Raw genomic sequence first — 21,611 nt, forward strand, 5'->3', positions numbered from 1 at the left:
CGATGCCACGCTCGGCCATCTGCCGGCGCAGCCGGGTCACGCGCGCGCGATATTCTTCTTGACTAAATGCAGGCATGGAGGATTATCCTAGATTAGACCGCTAAGGCTTGCACAAGCCAGTATACTCGGCTTGATAGTCGAGTTGCTTGTTGTCCAACGCTAACATTTCGCTAGGGTTGGAAATCGACCAAAAATTTTTCGATTCTGGCTGCAACGCATCAAAAAACGCCGTCAAATGGAGGATTCGGCAAAGAGCTGTATTCGGACGCCTTGACTGAAAACCGTGCTTCATCGTCCGCGCGAGAAGCTACTGGGTACCTCGCGTGATTAGCGAGAGGATTCCATCGTCGCTGATAATTGGTTTTGGAAAGGACGGCGACAGAGATCGCGGACCTCGGTCCTTTTCGGCGGATTGGCCCAATGAAGAGGGCCTCGCCTAAGGTCGCTGGCAAGTCGAAGCGCAGGATAGTGGCCCGTGGGCTTCTTGGGGCGCAATCCAGCACCTCGCCGGCATGAGGGTTCCAGGATAGGCGGCGGATTTGCCGAGAACGTAGGGCGCTGATTGCGGAGAAGGTCGAGCACGTCAACCGCATCAAATTCGTGCAAGGCAACGGAGGCTATAGCCACTGCGACAGACAACTGGAAGACCTTCGAACTGGAGATAGCCGACTGCTGCAGCCGCATTTCAGCGCCCAGATCCGCCGTGAACTCGACCGACTGGAGCTGCGGCTGGCCGATCCAGGTGGGCGAACCGGCTAAAAGTCCGGCTTCATATGCGGCGCTTTAAAATGGTCCCGTCCACCTGAGCCTTTGCCAGAACGCAAGCGGTATGATGGTGCAGCAGCAAGTACGGGGACTGTATGTGAGTGCGAACCGGCAGAGGAGAGCCGCTTCATGCGAAAGGCTCAGACCATATGGAGTCTGACTACCGGTCAGACCATATGGAGTCTGACTATCGGAATGGAATAATCCACAACGTGACGCGCTAATCCTTATGTGAGCATTGAAAGCGCGCCAGTGCCGGCGCTGCCGTGTTCAACTTGCCATAGTTCTGGCAGCCCAGGCACCCGTGTGTGTCATAGTATATAAGTCCAGCGCCTCGAAATAGGAGAATCTCTCCGAGTTCATAAACGAAGTTGCTGAAGCTTGCCAGTCGTGCCGTCGATGAAGGCGAGCAGAGGGTGCATGGGGCGCCCTGCTCCTCGAACCATCGATGCTCGTTGCCGTCAATCTGAACCAGCTCGCGTAGGCTTCGCGGCACAAACGCGGCTGTTAGAATGCCGACGGTGCTTGCGCGGTAGCCAGATTCCAGCCTTAGCCGTCTATTTGCGCAGCGTCTCGCGCCACACCGTCACACCATAGTCTTCGGCCAGATTCTCAACCACAAGCGTCCGTCCAAATCCAGATGATGTTCGGGTGCGACCGACAGAGTGAAATCCCGAGCGCCGTCGAGAATCTCATCGATCGAACGCCGGGCGCGGGCTTTGTGTCGGACGTCGACCTGAAGCGCATTCAAAAGACTCTGCACCTGCCGCCCGGTCAAAACAAGCACCTGTGCCGCTGCGTCGTCATCTGCCAATCTGCGCCTCTCGACAGCACCTCTATGCGTTGAAGCTCGGGCTCGTCATTGGGGGGACGAGGCGCCCGAATGCACTCTCAAGAACGAGCGCTGCGGACAGGACGGTCATGTCCTTGTAGCGAGCACCAACCAACTGGAGGCCGACCGGAAGGCCGTTGCTGTCTAACCCACAGGGCAAAGACGCTGCGGGTTGCTGCGTGAGATTGAAGGCAGGGCAGAATGGATTCCAATCCTTTACGTCGGCCGGCCGATCGAGCCCGACCGGGAAAGGTGCGACCGGCATCGTCGGCGTAATCAGCAGGTCGAACTTTTCGTGAAACGCCGCCATTCTGGCAATAAGTTCGACGCGAGCCTCTTGAGCATCAAGATATTCGGAAAGGGTAAGCGATGTTCCTTCTTCACACAAATCCAAGGTGCCTGCCTCAAGCAGGCTGCGTTGCTCATCATTCAACCGACTAAGGAGGCGAGCAGCACCCGCACGCCAAAACGCGCTGAACGGTTTCCCAGCATCGTGAAGATCCGGATTCACCTCGATTACCTCTGCGCCGAGGGACGCGATCTTCTGGGCTCCGGCATCAACAACATTCAGAATGTCTTCCGAGACATTTGCGCACCCGAAGTCTCGGCTATACGCGTACCCGAGGTCTCGACTATACGCTACTCTGAGCCCTTTCAGTGTCGATGCAAGCGGGACGTCACCGTGGGGATACTCTGGACCAGCATATCCATCCCTCACATCCTTTTGGGCGATGACCCCCATCAAAAGAGCCGCGTCTGCCGCTGTACGGGTCATCGGTCCGATATGCGAAAGCGTAGTAAATACGCTTGCCGGCCACTGAGGGACGTACCCGAAAGTCGGTTTAAGGCCGAAGACGCCTGTGAAACTTGCGGGTATCCGTATCGATCCGCCGCCGTCGGTTCCGAGATGCAGGCAACCGAGATTTAATGCCGCGGCAACCGCCGCTCCACCGGACGAACCGCCCGGTGTAAGGCTGGGATCCCAAGGGTTACGAGTTATTCCATTAAGCGAACTGTGTGTAGCCCCCAGGAAGCCAAATTCCGGAGTGTTGGTCTTTCCCAGAAAGACAGCTCCAGCTTCTCGCAGACGCGCAACGGCCGGGGCGTCAACATTCCACGGCCCTTCCCCGCTGGACGTCCTCGATCCCCAGCGTGTGGGCATTCCGCGACTAAGTATGACATCCTTTACAGTTACCGGCACTCCGTCAAGCAATCCGATCGGCTCACCTCGCATCCACCGGGTCTCCGAAAGTCGCGCTTGAGCTTTCGCCTTCTCAAAATCAACAAAGCAAAATGCGTTAAAATCTATATTGACTTTTTCGATGCGCCGTAAGCAGTCATCTATCATTTCTACGGGGGACAAATCCCGTCTCTTATACAGAACAAGACAGTCATGCGCAGTAAGATCTGCAATCAGCCCCGATGGATTCGTTGACATTTTGTCTCCCTACCCCCGTTGCGTTGTAACCTAGGGGTCGATGTCGTCCACGAACTATGAAGTATGGGCGACGTAGCTTTGCGCCAAAATGCGAGTGTTTTTGAAACTCCAGCCGCACGAGGCGTTGGAGTTTGCAATGTGGCCGCCTATCATCTATGGCCTCTTCCAGTCGAGTAAAAAAGTGGGATGCTGTGGGGCCCGGCATCGGTAGGTGGGCAATGTTCTTTCCATCACGGTCGTGTGGACCCGACCAGGGGCAGCGCGAGAAAGGCAACTTCAGGGTGATAAAGGTATCCGAAGAGCGGAAAACCCCGAGGCAGAATTTCGCGCCAACGACATGTCTGAGCAATTCGAACTTCAGGTCGAGACAAAGGTGTCGGTTTACTTGCGGTATCCTCTAAAAGCTCGGGAAGGATTGGGTGACATTGGGCTAGGCCATTGTTGCAGACGGATGGGAGCGCAAGCGCTAACACGTACCCGTCGCTCAGATCGGCAGCGGCAGCGTCGGTCCTGAAAACTCAACCAGCAGGATGTGGTCCGCATTTCGCATCCACCGTCTGCAGCGGCGGATCAATCGCTTCAACCGCAAGGTATCGGGGTCGCACTGGTCATCGGCTCTCCGCGAATTCCACTACGAGTGATCGCCGCCGGCGCGCCAGCCAGCGAGCGCCCCGCCGTGTTCATGACGCCTCTGGGTTTGTTTGGCGCTAAGTGGCGGACAGGTGGCGGCAAGGCGTCTTTTTCACGGCGGCTGTGCGCGGATGCTGTCGAGACCCATCGCGGTTGCCTCGGGACGTCGCGATGAGAGCGAGGAGCGTCGCCAACCTCTCTACGGTCTCGCGGCCTCCCTCCTCGGCACGGCAGCCGAACTTCCTGACCTTGTGGAACACCTCCGTCTTCCAGCGCGTACCAGCCGATCCTATTACGCCACGGAGAGGTCTTCGACCGGCAGGTTGGTCACCAGCTTCCAGTTGATCGGCTCGCGACCGGGCGGAGGATTATCCTCGAGGGCGTGGATGTAAGTCAGAATCTGCGGACTGTAGCGCTGCTGTTGCCTACCGGCGGCAATGTTCTGATGGCGGCGAACTTCACCTTCAGCCAGGTCGTCTCGTCCTGATCGACGGTAATGCGATAACGTGCCGCCCAGAGAGCCGCGGCAAGTTGGCAAAGACGTTATGAGGAGAAACGTGGGACAGCATCGGCAGGCCGCACGGCCAGCCTGTTCGTCTGCACCGCACGAGAAAGCTAGTACCAAGGTTCCTGCGCGGTGCGATAGAGATCTCGCTCTCCCGGTTACACATGCACGCAGGCAGCGGTAGCTCTCCTTCAACTCGATCGGCACGCGCGTGGGATGGATGTGCAGCTTGACGCGAGCGGCTATGTTCAGTCCCACGCGGGTTGTCAAAGAAGCGGCTGATGCATTCCAGCTGGCCGTCACCCTCACCGGCGCGAAATCGAAGCCCTCCATTCTCTGGGACTGCCACAGCTTGCTCGACATTGCGATCCCACGCTCATCGCGCTATTAACCTCCGCGACCCCAAGGACGCGAAAGATTCACCAACGTCATTTTTCAGCGTGGTGGCCTTATCCTGCAGCGTGCTGCTTGATGCCAATTTCACGCAAATCGAGATCAGCAGCAACGTTTTCTAAGTAACGTCCGCTGAGGGTTCTCGCCGGCCATTTCGCCGCGACTGCGGTGCGCGTTGCAGTGACCGAAGGTCTGATCCTATTCCTGCAGGACACGACCGAATTTATCTACTGAATGGATTCGCTGCTGCTGCTCTTTTCTCGCATCCGTGACTCCTCCGTGATTCGGCGTTACGGACAGAACCACGGCAGATTCATACCGGACAAGTGAGCCCGCCGACGATACGGGTAATCGAAAGCCGCACATCCCTCAGTCTGAGGCAGTGAAGTTCTGGACCCGAACGGTTTTTTTGGGCCCGCCCGGGGTCGGCAAAACCAATCAGCCATATAGCATGGCCGAGCGGCCCCAACAGCGGGCGACGGGCGTGCGGAAGACACAGGAGGGGCCATGTCGCCATGCAGGAAGTTCCAGATCCAGCTTCCGTACTGCACAAGCACCGCCGGCCGACGCCCAGCGAGTGATTCAGTCGACCGCGCGCTGGTCGGCAACCGGCCCCAACTTGGGCCGCCCGACATTGCAGGGCAGCACCTGGTCAACCCAGGAACACCATGATGCTGAGAAGGAACCGTCTGACGAGCGATAGCGAGAGACGCCGGCCAAAGAAGGAGAGAATGGATGTGGCTCCTTATGGGGCCAGCCTCATGTTGGGCTGGCCATTAGAGGATGGCTTTTTTCGCTTAGACTTTCGATGCCTTTTCGAGGAACAGCTGCCCCGCGGCGGTCGGCTGCACGCCGGTCACGCCCTTCGCCGTCGCCGTCAGGTAATCGGAGAAAAAGCCGAAGATGATAGGCGTTTCCTCGAGCAGCAGCTTCTGGATCTTGCCGGCGATGGCCTTCTGCGCCTCAAGGTCAAGCGCCGCGACGTAGCTGCCTACCAGCGCGTCGTAGTCCTTGTTCTTGAAATGCGCCGCGTTCCAGGTGCCCTCGCTCTTCAAGGGCGCTGTAAGGAACACGTTCGGCACGCCGCGGTGGCCGTAGCCAGTGATGCCCATAACCGAATCCAGCCAGGGCGATTTGCCGAACACCGCGTCCCCGTAATAGACACCTTCATCGAGGATGTTGAGGTCAAGTTCGACGCCGATTTCCTTGACCCAGTTCTGGATGAGCTGGGCGTATGTAGGGATTCCCCCATAGCGCATGGTGGTCAGCGGCACCTTGAAACCCTTGCCGACGCCGGCGGCTTCCATCAGCTGCTTGGCCTGCGCGATATCCTGCTTGCGCTGTGGAACGCTCTTGTCGGTTGACGGGTACACCGGCGCGAACGGGCTGTCGTTGCCTAGCGATGCCCGCCCTTTCATTAGGCCGGCAACCAGCTTGTCGCGATCGATTGAGAGCGCAATCGCGCGGCGTACGCGCGGGTCCTTGAACGAATCGGAATCACAGCGCATGTGCACTTGCCGATTCGTCGTCGACTTCAGGCTGATGATGTCCACATTCGGATCGTTGAGCAGGCCAATGCCGGTCAGACCCGACAGCTGGTTGATAACGTCTACCTGGCCGCCCTGCAGCGCCAGGATCTGCGGCTGGATGTCGTCGAAGAAAGTGAACTCCGTGCGATCAGGCAACGCCTTCGGCCCCCAGTAGTCCTTGTTGCGCACGAAAGAAGCGCCGACCTTGGGCGTGTAGTTTTCCAGCTTGAACGGGCCGGTGCCGTCGAAGCTCTTCTCGTAGTCGCCCTTGTAGCTGGCAGGCAGAATGATGGCGTTGTAATTGTCCGACGACACCATGTAGGGGAAATTGCCGTTCGGCGCATCGAGGTGGAACTCGACGGTGTAGTCGTCGACTTTCCTGGTCGCGCCCTTCTGCAGGACGCCCTTGAAGACGGACAGCGCATTGGACGAGCCGACTGGATCGGCCAGCCGATCGATGGTGGCCACCACGTCGTCGGCCTTCATTTCGCCGCCCGAGTGAAATTTCACCCCCTTGCGCAGCTTGAAGGCCCATACAGTGCCTTTGTCATTTGGCTTCCAGCTTTCGGCCAGCGCGGGCTGCAGCACGAGGTCGGGGCCATCGGTGCAGAGGAACTCGCCCACCTGCTGAATGAGCAGGATGCCGCCGGCGTCTGCGATGGTGATCGGGTCGACGGCTGCTGCCGGCACGCTGCAGGCAACGCGGATGGTGGCGCCGGAAGCGCCCTGGGCGCGGGCGAGCGACGGCATGCCGCCGAGACCGGCTGCCGTGGTGATGCCCCCCAGAAGCGGCAGCGACAGGCCGAGCAGGCTGCCGTGGCTAATGAAGTCGCGCCGGCTGACCCGGCTATCGACGAGACCGTCAATGAGGTGGTTTTCGAGCGGCGAGCGATTACGCCGGATGAGGTCGAGAATGCGATAGTTCTTGCTCATGAGTTAACCCCTTCCCCTGTTTCTTATGCATGTATTTCCGATGACGAAATTCCGTGAAGCTCTGCTTGTGTCGCCCTTCGACCGCTTTTGCCAGCTTCGTCAAACCACGTTTGCTTTCCGTGTGGAACGGTCGGACAACGACGGTCATGACGCAAGCTCAACTGCATCCACTAGATCGCACGGTTGACTGCGCGAAAGAATTCAATCTGATGCTGCACGCGCAATGGCAGGTTCAAAAGCGGCCCTGAGTGATGACTTCCGCGCAACCCGCCCAACTCTACACCGCAACGCGTAGCTCGACCTTGACGCGATCATCTTGGAATTGCGGGGATTGGGTTTATCGAGCTTTGTCTTGGCAACTCAAAGGCCTCGACGTATCAACGGAGACGAGCAGCACGTTCGGCGTCGTCCTTGGTAATCTGAGATCTTGTCGTCGTATGACTGACATCTCTTGAGGTCGTGACCGAATGGCCTGTTTGCCATAGTTCTGCTTCGTCGTCAGCATGGCGCAAGTTGGTTTAAGCTAATCCATACCCGCATCCACCATGGCCGGCCGCTCAAGCCGCCTTCGCCTCCAACCGCTTCGCTGCTATTTCCAATGCGTGCCAGAGCGAAGCAGAAAGCGAACGCGCACCGAAAATCGCCACGTGGAATTCACCGCGACGGATAACGAAGCATGTCATTTGCTCAAGCACTGTACGTGTCGCGCGGCCCGGGCCGAGGTCAGCGAAATCAATGTTGATCAGCTTCTCCAGCAATGTCTCGATAGGCCCCGCGCCAGCCACGGACATGATCTCGATCGCCACCCAGCCACCAGTCTGCTCGGTCACCGAGCAGCCGGGGGTCTGCTCCTTCAAAATTGCAGCGAAGTCCACTTCAGAGCGGCCTTGGGCCTCAATTATCCACTGGTCCGGTCCGGTCCAGAAAGCAGCCACCCCTTGACCTGCTACCCAGCATCCCGGCCGCGGCAAATTCAAACCGAACGGCTGAGGCACAACGGGTTCCCTGCGTAGCGCTAGAGAGGCGAGCGCCAGATTCTCATTCTCACGAATTTCCAAGGTTGCAAACGTTGCGCAACGAACCTTTTCGGCGCCCAGCGCCATGAGCGGTTTCAGCTTAGCCACGCAGACGTTCTCCTTCAGCATCAACGAAAGGCACCGATACGACGCGCACGCGTGCACTTTCTCCTTCAACCGGGTTCGAAGCCACAACCACATCGCCCAGCCGTTCAATGCCGTTCTTCAGAAAAGCTAGCCCGATCATGGACCCGACATGGGGCGAATAGCAGGCCGATGTGATCCAGCCCTGATCGCTGTCGAGGTGAAATGCTGCCCCCTCGGAGAAGAGATGTGATCCAACAATGATCTTCCCCCCAGGCTCGACAGGCTGGAGACCCACCAGTCGGCGCGTATCCCCCGCCAGCCCCCCGCGCCGAGACATGACCGCGCCAATTGAGTCCTTCTTTTGTGACACCATTTTGCCGAGCCCGAGCATTTCGGCGGTGGTTTGGCCGTTAAGCTGGGCTCCACCGATGTGGCCCTTTTCAGTTCCTAGAACAGATAGCGCGTCTACTCCGAAAGGCGTCACTCCCAGATCAGCACCTATCTCCATCAACCGTTTTATTAGCGCATCCCCGTACCGGGCGGGAACCGCAATCTCGTAGCCAAGTTCGCCCACGAAGGAGACGCGGAAGAGCCGTGCACGTAGACCACCGCAAATCGTTAGCTCTGCGCAGGCCATAAACGGGAACGCCTCATTCGACAGGTCGAATTCGTCGATGATGCGCGCGAGCAGCGCACGCGAACTCGGCCCCGCAACAGCTATCTGCGCCCAAGCCTCGGTCGTGGAGATGAGCTGTACGTCAAACTCGGGCCAGAGGCATTGCCGGGCGAAATCCATATTGCGGTTGACCAGCCCCGCATTGGCCGTCGTTGTGGTGACCACATAGTGGTCCTCGGCGAGCCGCGCGCACGTACCATCGTCATATGCAAAGCCGTCCTCGCGCAGCATCAGCCCATAGCGAACACGGCCAACCTTCAGCGTGGACATCATGTTACTGTACAGACGATCAAGAAACTTCTCCGCATCGCTGCCCTGCACGTCGATCTTACCGAGCGTCGACACGTCACATAGGCCTACTGAGCTACGCACAGCTCTGACTTCGCGATCTACGCTCATACGCCAGTGCGTTTCCCCCTCAAGGCGAAAATAGTTGGCTCGCCGCCATGGGCTGGACTCATCAAATACCGCACCATGGGCTTCGGCCCAGTGGTGGGTCGGCGTCAAACGGGGTGGGCGGAAGTGCGGCCCTATTTCGCCCCCGCCCAAGACCGCCAGCGCCACGGGAGAATAGGGCGGGCGAAAGACCGTAGTTCCGGTTTCCGGGATTGTTTTCCCAGTGAGCTCCGCCATCACCGCGAGCCCGATCACATTAGCGGTCTTGCCCTGATCAGTCGCCATGCCCAAGGTAGTATAGCGTTTCAGATGCTCTACCGAGCGCATGTTCTCAACATGCGCGAGATTGATGTCCTTCACCGTCACGTCGTTCTGGAAATCGACCCATGAACGTTTTCTGCCCAGTACATGAAACACCGGCGCAATGGTATATGCGTCGTCCTCCGGACTGGGCAGACTAGGCGATCTTGCTGTTATCCCGATGTCCTGCAATGCACATTTCGCCGCTTCCGTGCCCGAACGCATCGCTGCCGCGGTCGAAAAGCGGCCCGCAGCGGCGCCCGCGACAAGCAAGCCAGAAGGCCCGTTCTCGCTAGGCAGGAACGCCAGCAACTGCTCATTCCAGGTCGGCTTAGCGCCATGTTGTGAAGCCAGATGCACGTTCGGATTCCAGCCGCCAGCGACCCCAAGGGCGCCGCAATGGATCCATTCGAATCTGCCGTTTGCCAGAACCTCAATGGACGTCAAGCCAAGTCGGCCGCGCGAGCCAGTCACAACGCCGCCGGCGATCAAACGGTAATCACCATGAGCCTTCGCTTCGGGGCGCACGTCGATTACGGCGGCGATCTGGACACCTTTGGCTGCGAGATCGCGAGCGGTACGGTGGCCATCCTCGTTGTTCGTGAAGACAGCGACCTTTTCGGAGGGGCACGCCGCCCAGCGATTCGCGTATGCTCGCATAGCGGCGGCCAACATGATGCCAGGACGATCATTGTTCGCAAATGCGATGGGTCGTTCTATCGCGCCCGCAGCCAATACGGCGTGTTTCGCAGTGATGCGCCAAAGTGTCTGGCGGACGCGGCCTCCTGGCTGCGCAAGATGATCCGAAACTCTCTCCACCGCCCCATAGATGCCGTGGTCATAGACGCCGAAAACTGTGGTACGGCTCATCACCCGAAGGCGCGGCAGGCTCTCGAATTCCGACTCTAGTGCTGAGATCCAATCGGCGACCGGGACCTCGCCCAGTGCTGCCGTCTCGCACAAAAGGCGTCCGCCAAGACGGAAATCCTCCTCCGCCAGGATCACACGAGCGCCCGTGCGAGCAGCCGTCAACGCTGCCGCAAGTCCGGCCGGCCCTCCGCCAATCACCAGCAAGTCGCAATGCAGAAAGCCTTTGTCGTAGGTATCGGGATCGGCCTGCATTGAGATGGTGCCGAGTCCCGCGGCCCTGCGGATGGCTGGCTCGTAAACTTTTTCCCAGAAGGTTTTCGGCCACATGAAGGTCTTGTAGTAGAACCCAGCTGTGAAAAGCGACGCCAACAGGTCATTGATAGCCATTGCGTCAAAGGCAACCGATGGCCAGCGATTCTGGCTTCGCGCCTCAAGTCCCTCGAACAGCTCGACCGTTGTCGCGCGGGTGTTCGGCTCCTGCCGCGCGCCCGTGCGGAGCTCGACTAAAGCATTGGGCTCCTCCGATCCTGCGGAAAGCACCCCGCGAGGGCGATGATATTTGAAGCTGCGCCCCACTAGGCGGACGCCGTTGGCTAGTAGCGCCGAGGCGAGCGTGTCGCCAGGATGGCCCTGATAGCGTTTGCCGTCAAAATTGAAATTCAGTGTTTGTGAACGGTCAATCAGTCCGCCCGAAAGCCGCGTCATAGTCCGCTCCTCTTTCGCGCAAGAGCGATATCGCGCGCCAACTCCGCGCGGATAACCTCGTGTGTGAGCGTATTGCGCGTAACTACCAGACAGGAGCGGTCGCCCTGCTCATGGAACCACAATTCGCGGTGCGCGCCCGCCGGATTGTCACGCAAATATACATAGTCGCAAAAGGCAGACTCCGCGCCTGATGTAGATGGGTCTGGACGGTCGATAAGTTGGGCGTCGCCGAGATAGGTAAATTCTCGTGCATCGCGCAAACCCAGAATTGGATGGGGAATGAGCATGTTGGCCTCACTGTAGATGTGGCTGCGCACCAGCGCCGCTCTCATCGATTAAAAGTCCTCTTGCGAATCGATCGAGTCGGTAAGCGCGCGCGGTCTCATGAGGAGTATCGGTCGCAAGTAGATGGGCGAAGGCGTAGCCACTGGCGGGCGTCGCCTTGAAGCCCCCTACGCACCATCCCCCGTTGAAATAAAGGCCTTCAATGCTCGTGCGGTCGATGATTGGCGAGCCGTCCATTGACATGTCCATAATGCCGCCCCATTGCCGCAGGAGCCGCACGCGCCCTATCATCGGCATGACGGCCATGGCGCCCTCGCAGACCTCCTCCACCATGGGCAAATTCCCGCGCTGCGCGTAGGAGTTATAGCCGTCGATGTGGCCACAAAATACCAAGCCCCCTTTATCGGATTGGCTTATGAAGAAGTTCCCAGCACCGAACATGATCACGCCGGGAATGATGGGTTTTAGACCTTCCGTGACGAACGCCTGCAAAACGTGGCTCTCGATCGGAAGTCGCATCCCCGCCATCGCCATCACGCGGCTAGAGGAACCCGCCACTGCCACTCCGACTTTAGAAGCACCTATATAGCCGCGCGACGTCTCCACACCACGGACTTTGCCGTCAATAATTCGGAAACCTGTGACCTCGCAATTCTGAATTAGGTCCACACCGTGTAGATCGGCGCCACGAGCATATCCCCATGCGACAGCGTCATGTCGTGCTGTCCCCGCGCGTGGCTGCATGAACCCGCCCTGGATCGGGAAGCGCGCGTTGTCGTAGTTTAGGAAAGGCACCATTGCCCGCAGTTTCTCCCGACTCAAAAAGCGGGCGTCGGCTCCGAACAGCGCCATCGAATTGGCGCGGCGCCGATAATTGTCTCGCTCCCAATCCGAGTGAAAGAGGTAAATAACGCCGCGCTGGGAGACCATCGAATTAAAATTCAGTTCCTGCTCCAACCCCTCCCAGAGCTTCAGTGAAAATTCGTAGAAGGGCCCGTTACCGGGAAGCAGGTAATTCGAACGGATGATTGTCGTGTTTCGGCCAACATTCCCGGAACCTAGCCAACCCTTCTCTAATACGGCGATACGGGATTGCCGGAATGTCTTGGCCAGGTAGTAAGCCGTCGCGAGGCCGTGCCCGCCACCCCCAACAATGACATAGTCATAGAAAGGCTGTGGATCGGGATTGCGCCATAGAGGCTTCCATCCAGAATGACCTTTGAGCGCTTCAGAAAGAACTCGGAAGCCCGAAAATCTCATACACGGAACCCTCGATGCCGCATCAAAACCACAATTCGCTCATTCCAGACGAGCAACTCGGAGATATCGAATGCGGTGTAACATTGCGCAAACGTGGCAGGAGATACAAAAAATCTGAGAATCTGGCTGAAAAGCGTCAAAAAAGGGCGTCGAATGAGGGTTACGCTACGCGGAGCGCGATTTGATCTTGCCACCGATGATCCGAGCCGTGCCCTCAAAACGGGCGCTGTCACGTTGTTGTGACCGCGTGAGTCCGACACCGCGCTTTTCAGGTAGGCGTGCCCGCGCGGCCATTCCTCGGCGTCGCTGTATTAGAATTTGTGCTGGGGAGCGGTTGGTCTGCGAGGGGACGAAGAAGGTTTCGGACGGCGGAAGATCGATACGAAATACTGCAAAGCGCCGGCCGACCGGAAAACCCTGTCCCGTTCCCAAGCCTTTACGGTGTTCCGCGTTCGGCGTGACCTCGCGTTAGGCCGCTCAGTAGGAGCGCAATCTGTCGGTGATCATGCGGTCAGGCCCTGCTTCTTCGAAGTCGCGTCTGCAGGCCCCCCTGGCGGCCTTGGTGTTGCGTCTGGAGGGGCGTTATGAACTTAACTCGCGTTTCGGAACAAAACCATAGCGCTTCATCAATGCGTCGCTTCTGCAAGATTTCCTTGGGAACTATGCCCTGCTGATCCGTCGCGCGCCAGAGCCTGCCAGCCACTTTACAACGACTTCGTCCAGGTACCAAACATCGGCGGGCTCGCCTGCCGCCACCGCAGATTGCATGAGATCTGGGAGCCAAACGTGGCCATCCAACGGCGGAAACACGTCTATCCCATGCTCGAGCGGCACTTCCTCAACTTCACGTCTACTCGGCTTGAAAAGTAGGCAAAGCCAGACCGCCTGAGCAACGATCTGCGGCGGAACCGATGACGGTTGAAACTGTTATCTGATGTCTGCATCGCCCAAAACTTGCGTTCAATCCGACCCGCAAGCCACCGCACGTCGATTAACATGGCAACAGCCTCTTGGCTGCTCTTTCGATGTCATATCAGGCGACTTGCCGACCATGACAGCCCGGATTAACTAGGCGGAAATCACAGACGGCGCGTTCGAAGCCTGGTCGTACCTACTGGGGCTACGCGACGCTCCATAGCGATACCCGTTCTGCTGGTTCGGTCGCCACCGCCTTCTGCAATTTTGCCAGGTCCACATAGGGGATATGGCATCGGACAGAATGACCGGGCTGCGCCTCGGCCAGCGGCGGCTCCTGCTGTTCGCAGATCGGGCCGATCTTGCGCGGGCAGCGCGTGTGGAACACACAGCCTGATGGCGGGTTGGCAGCGCTGGGGATTTCGCCATCGAGACGAATGCGTGCGGTCTCCGTCTCGTCGAGCTTGGGCACGGCCGAGAGCAGCGCTTCGGTGTAAGGGTGATGCGGCCCGGAAAAGACTTGCTCCGATGGCCCGATCTCCATGATGCGGCCAAGATAGAGCACGGCGATCTTGTCGGAGAGATAGCGCACCACGCCAAGGTCGTGCGAGATGAAGATGTAGCTGACATCCTGCTTCGTCTGCAGGTCGGCCAGAAGGTTAAGGATCGCCGCCTGCACCGACACGTCGAGCGCCGAGGTCGGCTCGTCGCAGACCACGATGCGCGGGTCGCCGGCAAAGGCGCGCGCGATCGCGACACGCTGCTTCAGGCCACCGGAGAGCTGACGCGGCTTGACCGCCAGATGCCGGTCCGTGAGCCGCACCGAGCGGACGAGTTCTTCCAGCCGCATATCCAGCGTCTTGCCGCTGAGCCCGCCGAGCCGCTTCAAGGCGCGGCTCAGGATATGCCGGATCGAATGCGAGCGGTTGAGCGCCGAGTCCGGATTCTGGAAGACGATCTGCACCGCCTTGACCTGGTCCTCGGTACGGTTGGCGAGTCTTGGCGCGAGCTTCTTGCCTTCCAGCTCGATTGAGCCGCCGTCATCCGGCGAGACGAGGCCAAGCAGGAGCCTGGCGAAGGTCGTCTTGCCGCTGCCGGATTCGCCGACCAGCCCGAGCGTCTCGCCGGGGCTCAGGCTGACCGAGACGTCCTTGACCGCGCGCAGCGGGTGACCATAGCTGCCATAGGTCTTGTTCAGACCCTCGACCTGCAGCACCGGCGGCGCCTGCTTGGGCACGGGCGCCGAAACCTCGGCGGGTGTTGCGCGCGGCAGTGACTGCGCCTTGTCGTGATAGTGGCAGCGCGACAGCCGGCCGTCTCCCAGATCGTAGAGCGGCGGCGGTTCCCTACGGCAGCGTTCGGTCGCCAGCGCACAGCGATCGGCGAACGCACAGCCGACGATATTGGCGCCGATGCCGGGCAGGAAGCCCGGAATGGTGTCGAGACGGCCCAAGTCCTTGCGCTGGCCGCCGCGCGGCAGGCAGCGCAGCAGCGCCACGGTGTAAGGGTGGCGTGGATCATTGAAGACGTCCTTGGTCGAGCCTTCCTCGACCAGCATGCCGGCATAGAGCACGCCGACGCGGTCACACATGTTGGAGACGACGGCGAGGTTGTGGCTGATGAACAGGATCGACGCCGAAAGTTCGCGCCGCAATTGGCCGATCAGGTCGAGCACCTCGGCTTCCACGGTCGCATCGAGGCCGGTGGTCGGCTCATCGAGGATCAGCATCGAGGGGTCGTTGGCAAGCGCCATGGCGATCGCGACGCGCTGCTGCATGCCGCCCGAAAGCTGGTGCGGATAGCGCTGCATAACGCTTGGCGGATCGGAGATGCGCACCCGGTTGAGGATGGAGATCGCCTTGTCGGCCGCAGCTTGCCCGCTGACGCCGGCAAGCTCGAAGATCTCGGTCAGTTGCCGGCCGATGGGGATCGACGGGTTCAGCGCCTTCCCCGGATCCTGGTAGACCATCGACACGCTGTCGGCGCGGGCACGACGCAGAGCCTCGCCGTCGAGCTTCATGACATCCTTGCCGTCGAGCGCGATCGAGCCGCCGGTGATCGAGCCGTTGCGCGGCAGGTAGCGCACCACCGACAAAGCCACGGTCGACTTGCCGCAGCCGGATTCGCCGACCAGTCCGTAGGCTTCGCCCGCCTTGATGGACAGGTTGACGTTGCGCAGCACCGCGCGGTTGCGGCGGCCGACGCGATAGGCGACCGAAAGATCCTTCAGTTCGAGCGCGTTGGCGGCTTGCCTGGGCTCAGTCATTGAACGCTCCGTGCACACCGTCGGCCACTAGGTTGACACCGATCACTAGCGAGGCGATGGCCAGAGCATCGAACAGCACCGTCCACCAGAAGCCGCCGCCGATCATGCCATAATTGGAGGAGATCGAGAGACCCCAGTCGGGCGAGGGCGGCTGGATGCCGAAGCCCATGAAGGAGAGCGTCGCGACGGCGAAGATGGCATAGCCTAGCCGCACCGTCGTCTCGACCAGGATCGGCGGGATGACGTTGGGCAGGATCTCGACGAACATCGAGTGCAGCGCGCCTTCGTGGCGCAGCTTTGCCGCCGCGACATAGTCGAGCTCACGTTCGGCAAGCACCGCCGAGCGCACAGTGCGGGCGATGATCGGCGCGAAGCTCAAGCCGATGACGACGATGACGGTCACCTTCGAGGTGCCGAGCGCGACGATGGCGAGCAGCGCGATGATCACCACCGGTATGGCCATGAAGGCTTCCAGCACGCGGCTGATGACATCGTCGACAATGCCGCGGAAATAGCCGATGACGAGGCCGAGCGCGGTACCGGCGATGGTCGCCAGGATGGTTGCCAGCGGCGCCACGGTCAGGATATCGCGCGAGCCGACGATGACGCGCGAGAACACGTCGCGGCCGAGCTGGTCGGTGCCGAACCAGTGATCGGCCGCCGGCGGCGTAAGCGCGTTAATGATGTCGCTTGCCAGTGGATCGTAGGGCACGAGGTGCTGGCCGAACAGTGCACAGCCGACCCAGAACAGCAGGATGAAAAGCCCGGTCACGAAGGTTCCGGACCTCGCCAGCGAATGCAGCACCTCGCCCCAGGGGCTGCGCGCTGCGGTGTCGGGTGTGGAGGGCCGCGGCATGCCGACGGGGGTGTCGGTTGCGCTCATTGCTCTGCTCCCAGGCGGATGCGCGGATTGAGCACGGAATAGAGGAAGTCGGCGATCAACGTCGCCACGGCATAGACGATGCCGATGGTGAGAATGCCCGATTCCAACATCGGAAAATCCTTGCCGCGCGCGGCGGTGAAGATCAGCGAGCCGATGCCCTGGTAGCGGAACAGCGTCTCGATCACCACAAGGCCGCCGATGAGATAGCCGGTCTGCGTCGCGATGACCGTGATGGTCGGCAGCAGCGCATTGCGCAGCACATGGCGCCAGATCACCGTGCGCCAGGGCAGGCCCTTCAGCACCGCCGTCCGCGTATAGTCGGAATCGAGCGCCTCGATCATGCCGGAGCGCGCCATGCGGGCAATATAGCCGAACAGCACTAGGAACAGCGGCAGCGAAGGTAGGATCAGGTAATAGAGCTGGGTGAAGACGCCGGCATCCTTCGGCCATGCCGCCGAGATCGGCAGCCAGTGCAGCCAGACGCCGAAGATGAGGATCAGGATGATGCCCGTGACGAACTCCGGCAACACCGTCACCGAGAGGCCGCCAAGGCTGATGATGCGGTCGAGCGGCCGGTTGAGGTTGAGCGCCGCAATGACGCCGCCGAGGATGCCGATCGGCACCACCAGCACAAAGGCGACGGCAGCCAGCTTCATCGAATTGCCCAAAGCATCGATGACGAACGGCGCCACCGGTGAGCGGAAGATGTAGGACGTGCCCATGTCGCCCCGGACGAAATTCCAGATCCAGGTCGCATATTGGGTGAGCAGCGGGCGATCGACGCCGAGCGTGTGATTGAGCGCGTCGACCGCGCGCTGGTCGGCGAACGGCCCCAGGATCGCGCGCCCGACATTGCCGGGCAGCACCTGACCGCCGAGAAACACCATGACGCTCAGCAGGAAAAGCGTGACGAGAGACAGCGACACACGCTGGGCAAAGAAGGAGAGAATGGCTATGACTCCTTTTGAGCCAGCCCCACGTGGGGCTGGCTGTTAGAGGGTGGTTTCGCTTTTGCCTAGGCCTTCGATGACTCTTTTAGAAACAGTTGCCCCATGGGGCTCGGCTGCACGCCGGTCACGCCCTTCGCCGTCGCCGTCAGGTAATCGGAGAAATAGCTGAAGATGATAGGCGTTTCCTCGAGCAGCAGCTTCTGGATCTTGCCGGCGGTGGCCTTCTGCGCCTCAAGGTCAAGCGCCGCGACGTAGCTGCCTACCAGCGCGTCGTAGTCCTTGTTCTTGAAATGCGCCGCGTTCCAGGTGCCCTCGCTCTTCAAGGGCGCTGTAAGGAACACGTTCGGCACGCCGCGGTGGCCGTAGCCAGTGATGCCCATAACCGAATCCAGCCAGGGCGATTTGCCGAACACCGCGTCCCCGTAATAGACACCTTCATCGAGGATGTTGAGGTCAAGTTCGACGCCGATTTCCTTGACCCAGTTCTGGATGAGCTGGGCGTATGTAGGGATTCCCCCATAGCGCATGGTGGTCAGCGGCACCTTGAAACCCTTGCCGACGCCGGCGGCTTCCATCAGCTGCTTGGCCTGCGCGATATCCTGCTTGCGCTGTGGAACGCTCTTGTCGGTTGACGGGTACACCGGCGCGAACGGGCTGTCGTTGCCTAGCGATGCCCGCCCTTTCATTAGGCCGGCAACCAGCTTGTCGCGATCGATTGAGAGCGCAATCGCGCGGCGTACGCGCGGGTCCTTGAACGAATCGGAATCACAGCGCATGTGCACTTGCCGATTCGTCGTCGACTTCAGGCTGATGATGTCCACATTCGGATCGTTGAGCAGGCCAATGCCGGTCAGACCCGACAGCTGGTTGATAACGTCTACCTGGCCGCCCTGCAGCGCCAGGATCTGCGGCTGGATGTCGTCGAAGAAAGTGAACTCCGTGCGATCAGGCAACGCCTTCGGCCCCCAGTAGTCCTTGTTGCGCACGAAAGAAGCGCCGACCTTGGGCGTGTAGTTTTCCAGCTTGAACGGGCCGGTGCCGTCGAAGCTCTTCTCGTAGTCGCCCTTGTAGCTGGCAGGCAGAATGATGGCGTTGTAATTGTCCGACGACACCATGTAGGGGAAATTGCCGTTCGGCGCATCGAGGTGGAACTCGACGGTGTAGTCGTCGACTTTCCTGGTCGCGCCCTTCTGCAGGACGCCCTTGAAGACGGACAGCGCATTGGACGAGCCGACTGGATCGGCCAGCCGATCGATGGTGGCCACCACGTCGTCGGCCTTCATTTCGCCGCCCGAGTGAAATTTCACCCCCTTGCGCAGCTTGAAGGCCCATACAGTGCCTTTGTCATTTGGCTTCCAGCTTTCGGCCAGCGCGGGCTGCAGCACGAGGTCGGGGCCATCGGTGCAGAGGAACTCGCCCACCTGCTGAATGAGCAGGATGCCGCCGGCGTCTGCGATGGTGATCGGGTCGACGGCTGCTGCCGGCACGCTGCAGGCAACGCGGATGGTGGCGCCGGAAGCGCCCTGGGCGCGGGCGAGCGACGGCATGCCGCCGAGACCGGCTGCCGTGGTGATGCCCCCCAGAAGCGGCAGCGACAGGCCGAGCAGGCTGCCGTGGCTAATGAAGTCGCGCCGGCTGACCCGGCTATCGACGAGACCGTCAATGAGGTGGTTTTCGAGCGGCGAGCGATTACGCCGGATGAGGTCGAGAATGCGATAGTTCTTGCTCATGAGTTAACCCTTCCCCTGTTTCTTATGGCTTATGGCTGAAAAATGCACTTCCAGTTGACGAAAATCCCTGGAGTTCTCCTTGTCCCGCCTTCAACCGCCTTTGCTGAGGATCGCCAAAAGTCAGCCCTTGGACCTTTCAGTCACATTTTGGGAGACAGGCCAATGGATTGGCGAGAATTATCCTTCTGCAAGAATCGCACAGTTGATTAAGGGAAAAAGCTCAATCTGACGCTGAACGCGCAATGGCGGCTTCAAAAAGTGGCCTGGACTGATGACTTCAGCGCAACTCGCCCATGCTACACCGCAACGCGTGGCTCGAACTTGACACGATCAAGCGAAATCATGCTCCGGAATTTTCGAACATTCGGGTTGGTATAAAGCTTTGTCTTGACGAAGACGTCAAAGGCCGCGACGTCCTCAACGGAGACCAGCAGCACGAAGTCGGCGTCGCCCGTGACCATGTAGCACTGGGTCACCTCTTTGGCCGCGCGCATTGCACGCTTGAACTCATCCACAAGGTCAAGACGCTCACGGTCGAGCTCTACCGTGACGACAACAGTGAGCAATTTACCAAATGCCTTCGGATCCACCAACGAGATGTCCGCAAGGATCACACCATCCGCACGCAGCTTGTTGACTCGACGCATACATGACGCGGCTGAAGAACCGGCCAGTTCCGCCAATTCGGCAAAAGAGAGCCGGTTGTTCTTTTGTAGAGCCGTAAGAATCCTTCGATCTAGGTCATCCATGGACAATGTCTGCTATGATTGCACCCTTCAACAATCGCCCGAAATGCTGCTATAATCATTGCTCCTTGCGTGAAAAAATGAAATACTTAAATCATAAGGCCCGGCCAATCGCAGGAATTCGCCGCTGCCCATAGTCCGCCAAAGTGCGGCCGCAAAGCTCAAACGCAGCGCAACACGTCTTTCGGAGATTAGCCAAGCGATTTAGGACCATCCCGCATCGAGTAGCGCCGCCCGCCGCGAATGTGCGGAGATGATCGGGTCGGCGCACCGAAAGGTGCGGCCGCTGCATGGTTCATCCCCCGGCTCCCGTTGGCTTGAGCTTACGTCGATACAAACCACACCGGTGGAGTTCGCAGCAACAGGCGTGCACTCACGGCGTAGGGCCGGCTGCTTGAGTAAGTTAGCTGCCCTGATGGGAGACATGGCACGGCCTCGTTATTGTCGGAGGTGTCTCCGGGTGTTGTCACATTCGCGGGCTTGCGGCTGCTCGCGTGTCGGATTGAACGTAACTTGGGCGATGCAGAGCTCAGATATCAAACGTCATCGGTTTTCCGCCGCAGATCGTTGCTCACGCGATCTGGCTTTACCACGCTTCAAATTGGATCGTGAAGTTGAGGAAATGCTGCTCGAGCAAGGAATCGCCCCACGCCGCTTGCAACCTGGCATCGACGGCAGGCGCACCTCGCGGCTTTCGATACCTGGAAAATTGCCCGTCGCCTGGATAGCCACCCCTGGCGGGCGTTGTCACGGGCGACCTGCTCTTTATTGACACGAGTACCACTTTTGATGGGTATTACTGCCCTACGATCGCAACAACAAAATTGACAGCGCTACCGATGACCTACAGTATGCTCAAGGGAAAGCACGAGATTGGGCTTCGAGCGGCGGCAGTCGAGATTACAGCCGGATTTGTATTTAAATGTGTGGCCAATGCACTCGCTTCGGGGGCGTATCGCAATAGCAATAGGCGCGTGGGGCATGGACCTGGTTGCGGATCCACCCGCCATCAATTCGAGCCGGGGATGGTCCTCTGCATTGAGCCTTGGAGCACGAGCCCGGTAAATCGTCCTCCGAGGCAACAGTCGTGATCCAGTGAAGCAAGACAATAGTTGGGGCGCCCTACCAGCTAGCGCAGATACGCTGATGGTATTTCAGGCTTTCGCCTGAGGCTCTGTTTGGCGGCGAGGTAGCTGGAGACCACAGGTCATACAATCGAAAGTTCCCTTGCTACCTCCGCGAACGCCTCAACCGCACGATCGATGTCGGCGCTGGAATGGGCGGCCGACATCTGCGTGCGGATGCGCGCCTGGCCCTTCGGCACCACCGGGAACGAGAAGCCGATGACATAGATACCGCGCCTCAGCATCCGCGCCGCCATCTCCTGCGCCAGCGTCGCGTCGCCCAGCATCACCGGGATGATTGGATGGTCGGCGCCGGCCAGTGTAAAGCCGAGCCTGCCCATCTCGGAGCGAAACCGCGCTGCGTTGGCATATAGGCG

General features: G+C 59.7%; 15 protein-coding genes and 2 pseudogenes. 2 read left to right on the plus strand and 15 right to left on the minus strand.

The annotated features are described in order from the left end of the window. Nucleotides 1-522: 522 nt before the first annotated feature. Nucleotides 523-732: pseudogene (locus AC0L2X_RS30935) on the plus strand (IS110 family transposase); the annotation flags it as partial. A 619-nt stretch (nucleotides 733-1,351) separates the two neighbouring features. On the opposite strand, the gene AC0L2X_RS30940 reads toward AC0L2X_RS30935, so the two are convergent. From AC0L2X_RS30940 to AC0L2X_RS31005, 14 genes and pseudogenes are all read right to left on the minus strand, one after another. Continuing rightward, nucleotides 1,352-1,579: a hypothetical protein gene (locus AC0L2X_RS30940; RefSeq protein ID WP_473601013.1), complete on the minus strand. Its 228-nt coding sequence runs from the start codon at nucleotides 1,577-1,579 to the stop codon at nucleotides 1,352-1,354. Between the two features lie 22 nt (nucleotides 1,580-1,601). Continuing rightward, a complete protein-coding gene (locus AC0L2X_RS30945) occupies nucleotides 1,602-3,035 on the minus strand; it encodes an amidase (protein ID WP_473601014.1) in 1,434 nt (477 codons plus the stop codon). Nucleotides 3,036-3,957: 922 nt separating this feature from the next. Further along, nucleotides 3,958-4,533: a hypothetical protein gene (locus tag AC0L2X_RS30950; protein ID WP_473601015.1), complete on the minus strand. Its 576-nt coding sequence runs from the start codon at nucleotides 4,531-4,533 to the stop codon at nucleotides 3,958-3,960. Between the two features lie 827 nt (nucleotides 4,534-5,360). Continuing rightward, nucleotides 5,361-7,025 carry an ABC transporter substrate-binding protein gene (locus tag AC0L2X_RS30955; RefSeq protein WP_473601016.1) on the minus strand — a complete coding sequence of 555 codons (1,665 nt, stop codon included), beginning with the start codon at nucleotides 7,023-7,025 and terminating at the stop codon, nucleotides 5,361-5,363. A 557-nt stretch (nucleotides 7,026-7,582) separates the two neighbouring features. Then, nucleotides 7,583-8,149 (minus strand): sarcosine oxidase subunit gamma, encoded by a 567-nt coding sequence (locus tag AC0L2X_RS30960; protein ID WP_473601017.1) that lies wholly within the window; start codon nucleotides 8,147-8,149, stop codon nucleotides 7,583-7,585. Beyond that, on the minus strand, nucleotides 8,142-11,075 hold the full coding sequence (locus AC0L2X_RS30965) for a sarcosine oxidase subunit alpha family protein (protein ID WP_473601018.1): 2,934 nt from the start codon (nucleotides 11,073-11,075) through the stop codon (nucleotides 8,142-8,144). The genes AC0L2X_RS30960 and AC0L2X_RS30965 overlap by 8 nt, the downstream gene beginning before the upstream one ends. After that, nucleotides 11,072-11,362: a sarcosine oxidase subunit delta gene (locus AC0L2X_RS30970; protein WP_473601025.1), complete on the minus strand. Its 291-nt coding sequence runs from the start codon at nucleotides 11,360-11,362 to the stop codon at nucleotides 11,072-11,074. The genes AC0L2X_RS30965 and AC0L2X_RS30970 overlap by 4 nt, the downstream gene beginning before the upstream one ends. Before the next feature lie 7 nt (nucleotides 11,363-11,369). Beyond that, complete coding sequence (locus AC0L2X_RS30975) at nucleotides 11,370-12,620, minus strand: sarcosine oxidase subunit beta family protein (RefSeq protein ID WP_473601019.1); 1,251 nt, start codon at nucleotides 12,618-12,620, stop codon at nucleotides 11,370-11,372. Between the two features lie 597 nt (nucleotides 12,621-13,217). Beyond that, nucleotides 13,218-13,564, minus strand: a pseudogene (locus tag AC0L2X_RS30980) (IS6 family transposase); the annotation flags it as partial. A 176-nt stretch (nucleotides 13,565-13,740) separates the two neighbouring features. Then, nucleotides 13,741-15,801 carry a dipeptide ABC transporter ATP-binding protein gene (locus AC0L2X_RS30985; RefSeq protein WP_473601020.1) on the minus strand — a complete coding sequence of 687 codons (2,061 nt, stop codon included), beginning with the start codon at nucleotides 15,799-15,801 and terminating at the stop codon, nucleotides 13,741-13,743. Then, a complete protein-coding gene (locus tag AC0L2X_RS30990) occupies nucleotides 15,794-16,684 on the minus strand; it encodes an ABC transporter permease (RefSeq protein ID WP_473601021.1) in 891 nt (296 codons plus the stop codon). Before AC0L2X_RS30990 ends, AC0L2X_RS30985 begins: the two co-directional genes overlap by 8 nt. Continuing rightward, the gene (locus AC0L2X_RS30995; protein ID WP_473601026.1) at nucleotides 16,681-17,634 is read right to left on the minus strand and encodes an ABC transporter permease; all 954 of its coding nucleotides are present in this window, start codon (nucleotides 17,632-17,634) and stop codon (nucleotides 16,681-16,683) included. The genes AC0L2X_RS30990 and AC0L2X_RS30995 overlap by 4 nt, the downstream gene beginning before the upstream one ends. Nucleotides 17,635-17,699: 65 nt before the next feature. Continuing rightward, complete coding sequence (locus AC0L2X_RS31000) at nucleotides 17,700-19,364, minus strand: ABC transporter substrate-binding protein (RefSeq protein ID WP_473601022.1); 1,665 nt, start codon at nucleotides 19,362-19,364, stop codon at nucleotides 17,700-17,702. Between the two features lie 296 nt (nucleotides 19,365-19,660). After that, on the minus strand, nucleotides 19,661-20,113 hold the full coding sequence (locus AC0L2X_RS31005; protein WP_473601023.1) for an Lrp/AsnC family transcriptional regulator: 453 nt from the start codon (nucleotides 20,111-20,113) through the stop codon (nucleotides 19,661-19,663). Nucleotides 20,114-20,868: 755 nt separating this feature from the next. Between AC0L2X_RS31005 and AC0L2X_RS31010 the strand changes: the two genes are divergently transcribed. Next, on the plus strand, nucleotides 20,869-21,201 hold the full coding sequence (locus tag AC0L2X_RS31010; RefSeq protein ID WP_473601027.1) for a M24 family metallopeptidase: 333 nt from the start codon (nucleotides 20,869-20,871) through the stop codon (nucleotides 21,199-21,201). Between the two features lie 116 nt (nucleotides 21,202-21,317). Here AC0L2X_RS31010 and AC0L2X_RS31015 read toward each other — a convergent pair. Continuing rightward, nucleotides 21,318-21,611 (minus strand): aminotransferase class I/II-fold pyridoxal phosphate-dependent enzyme (locus AC0L2X_RS31015; protein WP_473601024.1); only part of this gene is annotated, 294 nt, incomplete at its 5' end.

This window comes from Mesorhizobium sp. WSM4828, assembly GCF_055811175.1.